Genomic DNA, 12,369 nt, shown 5'->3' on the forward strand with positions numbered 1-12,369 from the left:
TTAAATGTGATTTTTCTAAAAATCAGCCTTTTAAACCCTAATTTAAATTTATGTTATCTAAAATAAATCCTTTACACACGAACAGCTGGATCTCTCTTGATGAACATTTTGGGAATAACGACTTTGATCTGAGAAGTCTTTTCCAATACAATCCGAATCGTTTTGAGGAATTTTCTATTAAAAAAGATAATTTTCTATTCGATTATTCTAAAAATTTAATCGATTCAAGAACTAAAGAACTTTTATTAAATCTTGCTGAAGAATGTCAGTTGAAGGATGCCATTTCAAAGATGTTTTCGGGAGACAAAATCAACGAAACAGAAGGAAGAGCCGTTTTACATACGGCTTTAAGAGATTTTTCTGATCAAGAAATTTTGGTAGATGGGGAAAATATAAAACCTCAGATTAAAAGAGTTCTAGACCACATGAAATCTTTCTCTGAAAGTATTATTTCAGGAGATCACAAAGGTTTTAGCGGGAAAGAAATTACAGATGTGGTAAACATCGGAATCGGAGGTTCAGATTTGGGACCTGTGATGGTCGTTTCGGCTTTGAAGCATTTTAAAACCAGATTAAACGTTCATTTTGTCTCTAATGTTGACGGAAACCACATTGCAGAAGTTGTAAAGAATTTAAATCCTGAAACCACTTTATTCATCATTGCTTCTAAAACGTTTACAACGCAGGAAACAATGACGAACGCAAACTCAGCAAAAGACTGGTTTTTACAAGCTGGAGAACAGGAAGATGTTGCAAAACATTTTGTAGCTTTATCAACTAATGTTCAAGCCGTTAAAGATTTTGGAATTGCAGAAGAAAATATCTTCGAATTCTGGGATTGGGTTGGCGGAAGATATTCACTTTGGAGTGCGATTGGTTTAAGCATTGTCCTTTCTGTAGGATATGAAAACTTTGAGCAGTTATTAAGAGGAGCTTACGATACTGATCAACATTTCCAAACAGCGGAATTTTCTGAAAACATTCCAGTTTTGATGGGATTGATCGGAATCTGGTATCGTAATTTCTATGCAGCGACAACTCATGCAATTCTTCCATATTCCCAATACTTAGACAGATTTGCAGCGTATCTACAGCAAGGAGATATGGAAAGCAACGGAAAATGTGTTGACAGAAACGGTGAGTTTGTAGAATATGAAACAGGGCCTATCATTTGGGGAGAGCCGGGAACAAACGGACAACACGCATTTTATCAGTTGATTCACCAGGGAACGGAATTGATTCCTGCAGATTTTATTGCGTATGCAAAAAGTCCGAATAAAGTTTCTGATCATCAGGATAAACTATTGGCAAACTTTTTCGCTCAAACCGAAGCTTTGGCTTTTGGTAAAAATGAAGAAGAAGTGGAAGCAGAATTAAAAGCTTCCGGAAAATCTGATGAGGAAATTGATTTCTTATTAAACTATAAAGTCTTCCACGGAAATACACCAACTAACTCCATATTATTCAAAGAATTAACACCTTTTTCATTAGGACAGTTAATTGCTTTGTATGAACATAAAATTTTCGTTCAGGGGGTGATCTGGAATATTTTCAGTTTCGACCAGTTTGGAGTTGAACTAGGAAAAGTTTTAGCGAATAAAATCCTTCCGGAACTTGAAAGCAATGAAGCAATTAATTCTCATGATTCTTCAACAAATGGATTGATTAATTATTATAAATCAAACAAATAAACTATTGTTGATTTTCATTAATTTTGATTAAAAATAAAAGATATGAGTACCATTACAATACATCTGAGAAATAAGGAAGAAGAAACTTTAATGGAAAATCTTTTGAAAAGAATGAAAATCAGTTTTGAAAAAAACGAAGACGATTTTGAGTTGACGGATGAAATGAAAAGGGTGATTGATGAAGCTTTAAAACAAGACAGATCACAATCTGTAGATGCATTCGAATCACTAAAGAAAATTTCGGAAAAGCATGGCATTTAAAATTTTAGTTTCTCCCATTGCAAACAATAATATTGATGAAGCCATTACATATTACAAAATGCAATCTCAATCTGCAGCAAAAAACTTTAGGAAGAAATTATTTGATGCTTATAAGTCTTTACAGATAAATCCATTCTTTGCTGTCAAATATAAAAATGTAAGAGCAATCCCTTTAAAAAAATTGCCTTATTTAGTTCTGTTTGACATTGACGAGAAACAACAAATTGTCAACATCCTCTCCGTTTTCTGCACTCATCGGAATCCGGAAAAATATCCTTAAAATCTAATAGTAAAAAGTAATAAAAGTAAAAATGGCAGAAATTCTTGACGGATTAAAAGTATCCAAAGAAATAAAACAGGAAATCAAGGCTGAAGTTGAAAAAATCGTTGCTTCAAAAAGAAGAGCTCCCCATTTGGTGGCCATTCTTGTTGGAAACAACGGGGCAAGTAAGGCTTATGTAAATGCTAAAGTAAAAGATTGTGAAGAAGTAGGATTTCAATCAAGTTTAGTAAAATTTGCAAGCACCGTTTCTGAATCCGAATTATTGGAAAAAATCGACGAACTGAATAAATCAAAAGCAGTTGACGGATTCATCGTTCAGTTGCCTTTGCCGGATCAGATCGATCAGGAGAAAATCATCAATGCCATCGATCCAAGAAAAGATGTTGATGGCTTCCACCCGGAAAATTTTGGGAAAATGGCTTTGGAAATGGATACGTTCTTGCCCGCAACGCCATTCGGAATTTTAACATTATTGGAAAGATACAATATCGAAACGAAAGGTAAAGACTGTGTCATTATCGGAAGAAGTAAAATCGTAGGAAGACCCATGAGTATTTTGATGGGAAGAAAAGATTTCCCTGGAAACTCAACGGTAACTTTGACGCACTCTTACACAAAAGACATCGAAGAATATACAAAAAAAGCAGACATCGTCATTACAGCTTTAGGTGATCCTCACTTCTTAAAAGGTGAAATGATCAAAGACGGGGCGGTGATTGTTGATGTAGGGATTACAAGAGTAGATAACGATTCTCCAAAAGGATATTATCTGGCAGGTGATGTAGATTTCGACAGCTGTGCAGCAAAAGCAAGCTGGATTACGCCAGTTCCCGGAGGAGTCGGGCCTATGACAAGAGCGATGTTGATGAAAAACACCATCATTGCCTACAAAACTTCAGTCTACAACGACTAATTTTAAAATGAATTTAACAGAAGAAATATTATTAAAAGAAGGTAAAATGCTCCCTGTGATGGAGCATTTTTACACTCTTCAGGGAGAAGGAGCATACACTGGAAAAGCAGCCTATTTCATCAGATTGGGCGGTTGCGACGTGGGGTGCCACTGGTGTGATGTAAAGGAAAGCTGGGATCCGAATTTACATCCATTAATGAATGCGGAAGAAATTGCAGAAACTGCAGCAAAACATTGCAAAACCATTGTTTTAACAGGCGGCGAGCCTTTGATGTGGAATCTTAATATTTTAACATCCAAATTAAAAGAATTGGGATGCACCATTCATATTGAAACTTCGGGAGCGTATCCTATGAGCGGACAAATCGACTGGATTACCCTTTCGCCAAAAAAGACTGGGCTTCCAAAAGAAGAAATTTATGCGAAAGCCCATGAACTTAAAGTCATAGTTTTCAATAACAATGATTTTAAATTTGCTCAGGAGCAGGCAGCTAAAGTTTCTGAAAACTGCACACTCTATCTTCAGAGCGAATGGAGCAAACGTGACGAAATGTACCCAAAAATTACAGATTTCATTTTGGAGAATCCGGAATGGCGTGCATCAGTTCAGACCCACAAATATCTGAATATACCGTAAAATTGCTATATTAGCCTCTGATTTTCATTAAAGATCGATGCAAAGAATACGATATTCCCGATACCTGAAATCAATCATTATTTTGCTTGACCTTTTGGTTATCGCAGCCGTTTTCGTATTCTATTTTGTAAGCACGACCCGAAACCTGATACATGACCAGGACCTGTGGTACGAAAATTCTTTTCCGTTACTTCTTGTAATCTCTTTTTGGATATTGTTAAGTGGAAGAACGAAGATATATAATATCTCCAGAAATCTTACCTACATTCTTTTTGTAGAAAGAATAATCGTTCATTTTCTGCTGTTTATTATCGGGTTGGTCCTTATCCGTAAAGTGAGCAGCAATCAGTTTTTCGGCTCAGAACTGACGTGGTTGTCACTTTATCTTTTCTTTTTTATCTTCTTATTAAAAACAGGCATTTACTATTTAATAAGGTACATAAGAGCCAGAGGTATAAACCATAGGAATGTCATGTTTCTCAGTGAAAATAATGCAACGGATGTTTTAAAAAGAATTATTGAAGAAAGAAAAGATTTCGGATACAAAATCTACGAATACGGCTCTGAAATAAATGCTAAAAACTTAGTAGAATTCTGGAAGAGGAATGGAATTCATACTTTGTTTCTTCCTACAGAAAATTCTTTCAGCGACGAAAAGCAAAATGAAATATTCAGATTGGCAGAAGCCAACAAGGTACATATCACCCTCATCCCCAATATTTCGAAAAACAATTTTTTCTTTTATGATTTAGGATATATCCAGACACAACCAGTTTTAACCCAGGTAAAATACCCATTAGATTATTATTCAAACTTTTTATTAAAAAGAACTTTCGATATTATTTTTTCGGTCTTAGTTTTGCTGTTCATCTGTTCGTGGCTGTTTCCTATCATTGCTTTATTGATAAAAAGGAACTCAAAAGGGCCCGTTTTTTTTATCCAGAAAAGATATGGTTTCCATGAAGAAGTTTTTAACTGTATTAAATTCAGAACCATGGTGGTAAATGATGATTCTACAAAGAAAACAACAAGCAAAAACGACACAAGAATTACCGGAATAGGTAAATTTTTAAGAAAAACGAGTCTCGATGAAATGCCACAATTTATTAATGTTTTAAAAGGCGAAATGTCTGTGGTCGGCCCAAGACCACATATGTTGGCTGTAGATGATTTTTATAAGCCTAAAATCGGAAGATACAGCTTAAGAAGCCATACCAGCCCAGGAATTACGGGCTTAGCTCAGGTAAACGGATTGAGAGGAGACACAGGAAATATAGAAATTGAAATGAACAAGCGAATTCTTGCCGATGCATTTTATGTGAGAAACTGGAGCTTCATTTTAGATTTAGTAATTATTTTAAGAACCGTTTTATTGGTTATAAAAGGAGATAAAAATGCAAATTAAGATTGAATTTAAGGTTAAAACAGAGTGATCAGTATTGCTTAAAATTTAATTTAGTTAAATAAAAATAGCCTAATTTAGCAGAATGTTAAAAAAGTTTTTTACAGCGGTAGGAGAATACATGATTCTCCTTGGAAAATCAATTCAGAAGCCTCAGAAAATGAGAGTTTTCTGGAAGCTGTTTATGAGAGAAATCAATGATTTGGGAGTCAACTCTTTCGGGTTGGTAATCTTCACTTCTATATTCGTGGGAGCAGTCGTTGCCATTCAGATGTTTAATAATTTTGATGCTTCGTCTTTCCCGATTCCACCATCTTTCGTTGGCTATGCGACAAAAGCTGTTCTGGTTTTGGAGTTTTCACCAACTATTATCAGTTTGATCTTAGCCGGAAAAGTAGGATCTTATATCGCATCAAGTATCGGAACGATGAGAGTCTCTGAGCAGATCGACGCTTTAGATATTATGGGAGTAAATTCACCCAATTTTTTAATTTTCCCAAAAATCATTGCGTGTATTATCTTTAATCCTTTATTGATCGCTATTAGTATTGTGTTCGGTATTGGCGGAGGATATATTGCAGGAATTCTTACCGGAAACTGGACTACGGCAGACTACATTACCGGAATTCAGATGTATATGCCTAATCTGTTTATTTATTATGCTTTCACTAAAACTGTAGTTTTTGCATTTATCATTGCTACCGTCCCATCTTATTTTGGATATTTTGTAAACGGAGGATCACTGGAAGTGGGTAGAGCAAGTACACAGGCGGTAGTATGGACAATGGTATTTATTATCCTTTCCGAATTATTATTAACCCAATTAATACTAAGCTGATGATAGAGGTAAAAGATCTTAAGAAAAGTTTTGATGATGTTGAAGTATTAAAGGGAATTTCAACATCGTTTGAGAAGGGCAAGGTAAACCTAATCATTGGTCAGAGTGGTTCTGGAAAAACCGTATTTCTTAAAAGCCTGCTGAACGTTTATCAGCCATCTTCCGGAGAAATTCTGTTTGATGGTCGCGATATTAATGTCATGACAAGAGAAGAAAAGCAACACCTCCGCTCAGAAATAGGAACCGTATTTCAGGGAAGTGCACTTTTTGATTCGTTAACCGTGGAAGAAAATATTATGTTTCCGCTTGATATGTTCACCAATCTGACATTCAGAGAAAAAAAGAAAAGGGTTTTTGATGTGATCGGAAGAGTACATCTGGATAAAGCCAATAGAAAATTTCCTTCAGAAATTTCCGGCGGAATGCAGAAACGTGTTGCCATTGCAAGAGCAATCGTTAATAATCCGAAATATCTTTTCTGTGACGAACCCAACTCGGGTCTGGATCCTTACACATCGAATGTGATTGATGATCTTTTGCTTGAAATCACCAAAGAATACAATACAACCACCATCATAAATACCCATGATATGAACTCCGTAATGACGATTGGCGAGAAAATTGTATATCTGAGGCTGGGTATAAAAGAATGGGAAGGCAACAAAGATATCCTTATTACTGCAGGCAATAAAAATCTTATCGATTTCGTTTATTCATCAGAATTGTTTAAAGAGCTGAGAGAATATTTACTGGAGAACAACAAAACTATTGATAATACTATTACAAAAATTGACGATAATGAAAAAAATAATTAGTGCAGCATTCATTGGTTTTTCAATATTTGCTTCGGCCCAGATTTCATTGGCCGGAAAAGCAAATGTATTGATCCCGACAAGTTCGGCATCATGGAAAAATTTTAAGACGGCAGCTACCAACGCTGTAGAGCAAAAAGGTAAAAATATTACAGGTTTTAATGTCGGTTTATCTTTAAAAATTGATTTGCCAACAGCATTATATCTGATGCCGGAAATTTACTATACGAATTTCAGTAATGAAGTTACCGTACAAAACGATGCAAATGCAGATCAGACGACCATAAAAGCTAAAAACAGCAGAGTAGATATTCCTGTTCTGTTAGGTGTAAATGTTTTGGGAGATTTATTGAGTGCTTATGCAGGGCCGGTAGGAAGTTTCAACTTGGCGAAGAGCGATAATTTTGGTAATTTCATCCAGAAAGTTGACGCCAAAGAGTTTACTGTAGGTTACCAATTAGGTGTACAGAGTGAGATCAAAAAACTCATTCTTTCTGCAAGATATGAAGGCGCATTTTCTAAAGATCAGAGAAAATTCATTAATAATGTTGCAGGGTCAAACCAGGAGATCGATTACGACAACAGATCCAGTTTATTTCTAATTGGGTTAGGTTATAAATTTTAATTAGCATAAAATAAAAAATCCTCAAATTTTCTAAATTTGAGGATTTGTATTTTCTCTTTCAAGTTCAACCTGACGCTTTTCAATTTCTATAGCCTGCTTTTCCAGCTCTTCTTTTTCCTTCTGAAGTTGTTTGAATTCTCTTTTTTTTGCTTCAGCTTTTATTGCGCTTCCTTTACTAACATAACCGACCATACCGCCGAAAATCAGTCCGATTCCGATTCCCGCCATTACACCCATTACATGCGAAATATTGATTTTTTCAACAGTAAAATCAGTTGTCAGATAAAAAAGCAAAGCCGATACTGCAAGAAGTATCATTCCGATAATTGATAAACTTTTCATAGTAGTGTTTTATGATTAAAATTAAAGCCTTAACCAAACAAAATTCAGAAAAGGCTTTTGTGTTTTAAATAATAAATTATCCTTTACCGCCTGCAGCTCTATAATATTCCAAAGCTTTTGGTAAGTCTTTCTGAATATCAGCAATTCTGGTCTGAGGACTCGGGTGAGTTGATAAGAATTCTGGTTGTCTGGCTCCTGACGATGATGCTTCCATTCTGTTCCAGAAAGGTATTGCCTGTTTTGGGTCATATCCTGCAATCGCCATTAGATTAAGTCCCATTTCATCAGCTTCAGATTCCTGAGTTCTTCCATATTTCAAAAGAGCCACCTGAGATCCTATAGGATAAGCTGCTTCAAAAACTTTTGCTAATTGTGCATTTGAAATTGTCCCACCTAAAATTTGTCCCCCATATTGAGCAACCATTGCCTGAGAAATTCTTTCATTACCATGGCCTGCCAAAGCATGAGAAACTTCGTGACCCATTACAACAGCAAGACCGGTTTCATCTTTTGTTATCGGAAGAATCCCTGTATAGACTGCTACTTTTCCACCCGGCATACACCATGCATTTATCTGGTTATCCTGAAGAAGATTGAATTCCCACTGATAATTAGCTAAATCTGCACTTCTCCCAATGCTTGCATAATACTTTTCCGCTGCCGATTTTATTTTACCACCAACTTTTTTTACCATCTGAGCCTGGGCTCCTGTTACAACTTTAGATTCTTTTAAAGTTTGCTGATACTGCTGAACAGCTGTAGAAGTAATCTGCGGATTTAGCGTACCAATCTGAAGTGATTTTCTTCCTGTCATAGGATTTGTTGTACATGCTGCGAGTGCTAAAACAACAGCTCCTGTTCCTAAAAAATGATTAATTTTCATAATTATGTCTATTATATTTGAACCTTAACAATATCTATTCCAAAAAAATTTTAATCTTATTTTTTGCACGCATTTTGATATATAAATTTACTAATTTTAATGTCATGAAAAATTATATAAAAATCATATCTGCAATTACTGTCTTTTTTTTCTTTCAGAATTGCTCAGCACAAAAGACTGATCCACAAACCGTAAACAATCTGATAAGCTCGGATGAATTTACATTTCATGCAGAAAAGGCAAATCCGATGAATTACGATGTTATCAATGTTGTAAATTCAATACCGAATGCACCACAGCTGAGAACTTTTCAAATTTCGGGTGAAAATTACGGAATTGAAATAAAAAAAGGAGTAATGGAGGTTACTCTTCCTTACTTTGGAAGAACATTTAATCCTTCTTATGGATCTACAGACACAAGCTACAGATTCACGTCAAAAGATTATGCCGTTACAAAAACGCAAAGCAAAAAAGGGAATTGGGTTTATAAAATAAAGCCGGCCGACGTGAAAAATGTAAGCGATATCAACATTGAAATTTTCAAAAACGGAAGAGCTTCAACGTCTATCAGAAGCAATGACAGACAACCGATTTCTTACGACGGATATATTTCTGAAAACGAAAAAACAAAGGAGAAAGAAAAGCTTTAGCGTTCCGGTTTACGCAATTTGCGGTTTAATCTTAGAAAAAAATATTAAATATTTTCTGAATTACGAAACTAAGATCTCGAATCCCGTAAAAACTTTTCAACAAATAATTTTGCTTCAGTACTTGGATTGGAAATCAGGTCTGATGCATTTTTTTTATGCTGAATATAAGCATCTTCCACAGAATCATTTTTCTTCATCATCGCCAAAATATATTCCTGAACCCAGTATTCAAAACGTTTCTCAGATTGGTGAGTTCGAACTTCACTGAAACGGTTTGTTTTCTTTTTCAATGAAATAAAATCATCAATTTTCTGATAAACTTCGTTCAAACCTTCATTATTTAATGCTGAACCCAGTAAAACGGGAACTTTCCAGTCTTTTTCTTTTGCAGGAAGAAAATCTAAAGCACGCTTCAATTCGAGTTTGGTGTTTTTTGCTTTCTGAAGGTTACTTTCTTCCACTTTATTAATGAAAATAACATCGACCATTTCCATGATTCCACGTTTAATTCCCTGAAGCTCATCACCACCGCCGATAATTTTTAAAAATAAAAATACATCCGTAATATCTGCCACCAAAACTTCCGACTGTCCCACTCCAACCGTTTCAATTAAAATGTAATCATAACCTGCTGCTTCACAGATCAACATCGTTTCAAAAGTAGTATTCGCAACACCACCCAAAAAACCTGAGCTTGGAGAAGGACGAATGAAAGCATTCTCTTCTTTTGCCAGTTCTTCCATTCTTGTTTTATCGCCTAAGATACTTCCTTTGTTGATTGCCGAACTTGGATCAATCGCCAAAACAGCAACTTTCTTACCTTGTGAAATGGCAAGTCTTCCAAAATTCTCGATAAATGTAGATTTTCCGGCTCCGGGAACTCCGGTAATCCCAACTCTGATCGAATTTCCGGTGAATGGAAGAATTTGCTTTAAAAGCTCTTCTGCCTGATCTCGATGTTCCGGTTTTGTACTTTCAACCAAAGTAATGGCTTTTGCAATCAGACGTTTGTTACCCGATTTAATGCCATCAATAAAGTCTTTTGTTGAGATTTTCATTTAGAGCTTTTTTATTCTCTTAAAAGGAAAAATGTAACCTAAAGGTTTCATTAAGTCAAAAATATAAAAATAACCCGCAAAATACGAGAAAAAGCTCATTAATTTTAATGTTTCTAAATTAAACACATACATACCATACGCCTGTAAAATTCATTATTTTTGTTTTTAAACAAATTTAAAAAACGATATGAAAAGTATATTTGCAGCAGCTACAATCGCCTTGATAACATTAGCTTCTTGTACTCCGAAAGCAACTCCTGTTACGGAAGCACCAAAATCTGTAACGAGCACAGCAGAACAAATGGCACAGGGAAAAACAATTTTTGAAACTGCCTGCAAAAGATGCCATGATTTACCAGAGCCCACCAAGTTTACTTCTGTACAATGGGTAGGAATTATGAATTCTATGGCGCCAAAAGCTAAGCTTACCGATGAGCAGCATCAGTGGGTTTACGATTATGTAGTTTCTGTGAAGAAATAAATATTCACCCAACAAAAATATCATTATGAAGAAATTAGTTTTGAGTATGGTTTTAGGATCTGCTTTTATGGTTTCCTGCGGACCAAAAAGTACAGCCGTGACAGGACCAAAATTTACCTCATCTGAACATTTAGCTCAGGGAAAAACGGTTTTTGAAAATTCCTGCAACAGATGTCATAAGTTACCGGATCCGGCAAAACATGACGATCAGGGATGGATTAAGACATTAAGCAGAATGGCGCCAAAAGCGAAATTGAGCGACGACCAACATCAAATGGTTTATGATTATTTAATATCTGCGAATAAAAAATAGGCTTCTTTTGAAGTCTATTTTTGTTTTTAATTCTTAGTTTGCTTTATTTATTTTTAACGCAACGATTTTTTGACTTTTAGGTCGGTGATTTTTTGTTCCAAGGGCGCTTCGCTCAGCAAATGAAAGTGTCAAAAGAAAAAATTGACAAGTAAAACGAATTGACCATTCACAATTCACTGTAAATTACTTCATTTCAATTCCCAGACCTGGTTTTGGGGATAAAATTATTTTTCCGTTTTCCACAAAATTTCCTGATGCATAATCATTTGAAATTAAATTAGCTCCGTCTAAATCTACATAATCAACGAGACCCGTTAAGACACAACCAGCCGAAATTCCGACGGTGGATTCTGTCATGCAGCCGATCATGATTTTGTAGTTTAATTCACGAGCTTTTTTGATCATTTCTAAGGCAGGAGTCAATCCTCCACATTTCATTAATTTGATATTGATGCTTTTGTAATACGGAATTAACTTTTCCAAAGAATCGATATTCTGACAGTCTTCGTCTGCCATCCAATTGGCAAAACTTTCTTTTTTAAGAATTTTATAGTTGTCGATTGGTCTCGGTTGTTCGAGATAGGAAAATTTTTGAACCTCAACATTATTTTGAAGCCAAATACAATCTTCGTCATTGAAACTTGCGTTGGAATCTAAGGCGATATTTTTGTTTAATTGTAAAAGTTTCTCAACATCAAATTTATTTAAACCCTTGAACTTTACCTTGAATTTATTCCAATCGCTTTTGTTGATTTTTTCGATTTGATGATCGATTTCTCCGACAGAAATGGTGATGGAGCTTTCCACTAAATGATCTGTGGGAATATTATTTAATTCAATAAAACTTTTATTTTCTAACTTTCCGAAAAGATCCCAATACGCACAATCCAATGCAGAAAGCAAGAATGGATGAAGATCTAAATTCAATAAAAATTTAAAAAAATCTTTTGGATGATTGATTTTCTGAGCTTCAATCTGGGTTTGAATTTCTTTTAATTTTAAGACAAAACTTTGAAGATTAATTTGATAATAATCGATCGCCACACATTCTCCATAACCTTTACAATTTTGATGAGATAATTCTATAAGTAATGCTTCTCTTTTATCGTAATTTCCGTAAGCAATTGAGAATGTTTCTTTTAATTGAAGTTGTTTTAGTTCAAACCTTAATTCCATAATT

16 protein-coding genes are annotated in these 12,369 nt (G+C 35.1%); 12 read left to right on the forward strand and 4 right to left on the reverse strand.

The window, feature by feature from the left end; translation table 11 throughout:
* Positions 1-50: 50 nt before the first annotated feature.
* The 9 genes from pgi (at position 51) to ACR1PN_RS04475 (ending at position 7,462) form a co-directional block, all read left to right on the forward strand.
* Positions 51-1,691 carry a glucose-6-phosphate isomerase gene (gene pgi / locus ACR1PN_RS04435; protein ID WP_433979038.1) on the forward strand — a complete coding sequence of 547 codons (1,641 nt, stop codon included), beginning with the start codon at positions 51-53 and terminating at the stop codon, positions 1,689-1,691.
* 42 nt (positions 1,692-1,733) lie between these two features.
* Positions 1,734-1,952 (forward strand): hypothetical protein, encoded by a 219-nt coding sequence (locus tag ACR1PN_RS04440; RefSeq protein WP_378179266.1) that lies wholly within the window; start codon positions 1,734-1,736, stop codon positions 1,950-1,952.
* On the forward strand, positions 1,942-2,232 hold the full coding sequence (locus tag ACR1PN_RS04445; protein ID WP_433979039.1) for a type II toxin-antitoxin system RelE/ParE family toxin: 291 nt from the start codon (positions 1,942-1,944) through the stop codon (positions 2,230-2,232). Before ACR1PN_RS04440 ends, ACR1PN_RS04445 begins: the two co-directional genes overlap by 11 nt.
* A gap of 31 nt (positions 2,233-2,263) precedes the next feature.
* The gene (locus ACR1PN_RS04450) at positions 2,264-3,148 is read left to right on the forward strand and encodes a bifunctional 5,10-methylenetetrahydrofolate dehydrogenase/5,10-methenyltetrahydrofolate cyclohydrolase (protein ID WP_433979040.1); all 885 of its coding nucleotides are present in this window, start codon (positions 2,264-2,266) and stop codon (positions 3,146-3,148) included.
* Between the two features lie 7 nt (positions 3,149-3,155).
* Complete coding sequence (locus ACR1PN_RS04455; RefSeq protein WP_433979041.1) at positions 3,156-3,785, forward strand: 7-carboxy-7-deazaguanine synthase QueE; 630 nt, start codon at positions 3,156-3,158, stop codon at positions 3,783-3,785.
* 37 nt (positions 3,786-3,822) lie between these two features.
* The gene (locus tag ACR1PN_RS04460) at positions 3,823-5,190 is read left to right on the forward strand and encodes an exopolysaccharide biosynthesis polyprenyl glycosylphosphotransferase (RefSeq protein WP_433979042.1); all 1,368 of its coding nucleotides are present in this window, start codon (positions 3,823-3,825) and stop codon (positions 5,188-5,190) included.
* An 82-nt stretch (positions 5,191-5,272) separates the two neighbouring features.
* Complete coding sequence (locus tag ACR1PN_RS04465) at positions 5,273-6,025, forward strand: MlaE family ABC transporter permease (RefSeq protein ID WP_433979043.1); 753 nt, start codon at positions 5,273-5,275, stop codon at positions 6,023-6,025.
* Complete coding sequence (locus ACR1PN_RS04470) at positions 6,025-6,840, forward strand: ABC transporter ATP-binding protein (RefSeq protein WP_433979044.1); 816 nt, start codon at positions 6,025-6,027, stop codon at positions 6,838-6,840. Before ACR1PN_RS04465 ends, ACR1PN_RS04470 begins: the two co-directional genes overlap by 1 nt.
* Positions 6,824-7,462 (forward strand): outer membrane beta-barrel protein, encoded by a 639-nt coding sequence (locus ACR1PN_RS04475; protein ID WP_433979045.1) that lies wholly within the window; start codon positions 6,824-6,826, stop codon positions 7,460-7,462. The genes ACR1PN_RS04470 and ACR1PN_RS04475 overlap by 17 nt, the downstream gene beginning before the upstream one ends.
* Before the next feature lie 30 nt (positions 7,463-7,492).
* Here ACR1PN_RS04475 and ACR1PN_RS04480 read toward each other — a convergent pair whose 3' ends face one another.
* Both ACR1PN_RS04480 and ACR1PN_RS04485 read right to left on the reverse strand, forming a co-directional pair.
* Positions 7,493-7,804: a hypothetical protein gene (locus ACR1PN_RS04480; protein WP_433979046.1), complete on the reverse strand. Its 312-nt coding sequence runs from the start codon at positions 7,802-7,804 to the stop codon at positions 7,493-7,495.
* Between the two features lie 76 nt (positions 7,805-7,880).
* Positions 7,881-8,687 carry a M48 family metallopeptidase gene (locus tag ACR1PN_RS04485; RefSeq protein ID WP_433979047.1) on the reverse strand — a complete coding sequence of 269 codons (807 nt, stop codon included), beginning with the start codon at positions 8,685-8,687 and terminating at the stop codon, positions 7,881-7,883.
* A gap of 104 nt (positions 8,688-8,791) precedes the next feature.
* Between ACR1PN_RS04485 and ACR1PN_RS04490 the strand changes: the two genes are divergently transcribed.
* A complete protein-coding gene (locus tag ACR1PN_RS04490) occupies positions 8,792-9,337 on the forward strand; it encodes a DUF4251 domain-containing protein (protein WP_433979048.1) in 546 nt (181 codons plus the stop codon).
* A 68-nt stretch (positions 9,338-9,405) separates the two neighbouring features.
* Here the strand turns inward: ACR1PN_RS04490 and meaB are convergent, their stop codons facing one another.
* On the reverse strand, positions 9,406-10,395 hold the full coding sequence (gene meaB / locus ACR1PN_RS04495) for a methylmalonyl Co-A mutase-associated GTPase MeaB (protein WP_433979049.1): 990 nt from the start codon (positions 10,393-10,395) through the stop codon (positions 9,406-9,408).
* 187 nt (positions 10,396-10,582) lie between these two features.
* On the opposite strand from meaB, the gene ACR1PN_RS04500 reads away from it, so the two are divergent.
* Both ACR1PN_RS04500 and ACR1PN_RS04505 read left to right on the forward strand, forming a co-directional pair.
* Positions 10,583-10,876 (forward strand): c-type cytochrome, encoded by a 294-nt coding sequence (locus ACR1PN_RS04500; RefSeq protein ID WP_378179296.1) that lies wholly within the window; start codon positions 10,583-10,585, stop codon positions 10,874-10,876.
* A 25-nt stretch (positions 10,877-10,901) separates the two neighbouring features.
* Positions 10,902-11,189: a cytochrome C gene (locus ACR1PN_RS04505; RefSeq protein ID WP_433979050.1), complete on the forward strand. Its 288-nt coding sequence runs from the start codon at positions 10,902-10,904 to the stop codon at positions 11,187-11,189.
* A gap of 183 nt (positions 11,190-11,372) precedes the next feature.
* On the opposite strand, the gene ACR1PN_RS04510 is transcribed toward ACR1PN_RS04505, so the two are convergent.
* Entirely contained in the window at positions 11,373-12,365 is a 993-nt protein-coding gene (locus tag ACR1PN_RS04510; protein WP_433979051.1) for an enolase C-terminal domain-like protein, read from the reverse strand.
* Between the last annotated feature and the right edge of the window lie 4 nt (positions 12,366-12,369).

The organism is Chryseobacterium sp. RLHN22 (genome assembly GCF_051011795.1).
In the GTDB taxonomy this organism is placed as follows: domain Bacteria; phylum Bacteroidota; class Bacteroidia; order Flavobacteriales; family Weeksellaceae; genus Chryseobacterium; species Chryseobacterium zhengzhouense.

Coding starts and splice junctions, on each gene's coding strand:
- meaB (WP_433979049.1), bottom strand. CDS start 10,395: ATGAAAATCTCAACAAAAGACTTTATTGATGGCATTAAATCGGGTAAC.
- ACR1PN_RS04470 (WP_433979044.1), top strand. CDS start 6,025: ATGATAGAGGTAAAAGATCTTAAGAAAAGTTTTGATGATGTTGAAGTA.
- pgi (WP_433979038.1), top strand. CDS start 51: ATGTTATCTAAAATAAATCCTTTACACACGAACAGCTGGATCTCTCTT.
- ACR1PN_RS04440 (WP_378179266.1), top strand. CDS start 1,734: ATGAGTACCATTACAATACATCTGAGAAATAAGGAAGAAGAAACTTTA.
- ACR1PN_RS04465 (WP_433979043.1), top strand. CDS start 5,273: ATGTTAAAAAAGTTTTTTACAGCGGTAGGAGAATACATGATTCTCCTT.
- ACR1PN_RS04505 (WP_433979050.1), top strand. CDS start 10,902: ATGAAGAAATTAGTTTTGAGTATGGTTTTAGGATCTGCTTTTATGGTT.
- ACR1PN_RS04475 (WP_433979045.1), top strand. CDS start 6,824: ATGAAAAAAATAATTAGTGCAGCATTCATTGGTTTTTCAATATTTGCT.
- ACR1PN_RS04450 (WP_433979040.1), top strand. CDS start 2,264: ATGGCAGAAATTCTTGACGGATTAAAAGTATCCAAAGAAATAAAACAG.
- ACR1PN_RS04490 (WP_433979048.1), top strand. CDS start 8,792: ATGAAAAATTATATAAAAATCATATCTGCAATTACTGTCTTTTTTTTC.
- ACR1PN_RS04445 (WP_433979039.1), top strand. CDS start 1,942: ATGGCATTTAAAATTTTAGTTTCTCCCATTGCAAACAATAATATTGAT.
- ACR1PN_RS04455 (WP_433979041.1), top strand. CDS start 3,156: ATGAATTTAACAGAAGAAATATTATTAAAAGAAGGTAAAATGCTCCCT.
- ACR1PN_RS04485 (WP_433979047.1), bottom strand. CDS start 8,687: ATGAAAATTAATCATTTTTTAGGAACAGGAGCTGTTGTTTTAGCACTC.
- ACR1PN_RS04510 (WP_433979051.1), bottom strand. CDS start 12,365: ATGGAATTAAGGTTTGAACTAAAACAACTTCAATTAAAAGAAACATTC.
- ACR1PN_RS04480 (WP_433979046.1), bottom strand. CDS start 7,804: ATGAAAAGTTTATCAATTATCGGAATGATACTTCTTGCAGTATCGGCT.
- ACR1PN_RS04460 (WP_433979042.1), top strand. CDS start 3,823: ATGCAAAGAATACGATATTCCCGATACCTGAAATCAATCATTATTTTG.
- ACR1PN_RS04500 (WP_378179296.1), top strand. CDS start 10,583: ATGAAAAGTATATTTGCAGCAGCTACAATCGCCTTGATAACATTAGCT.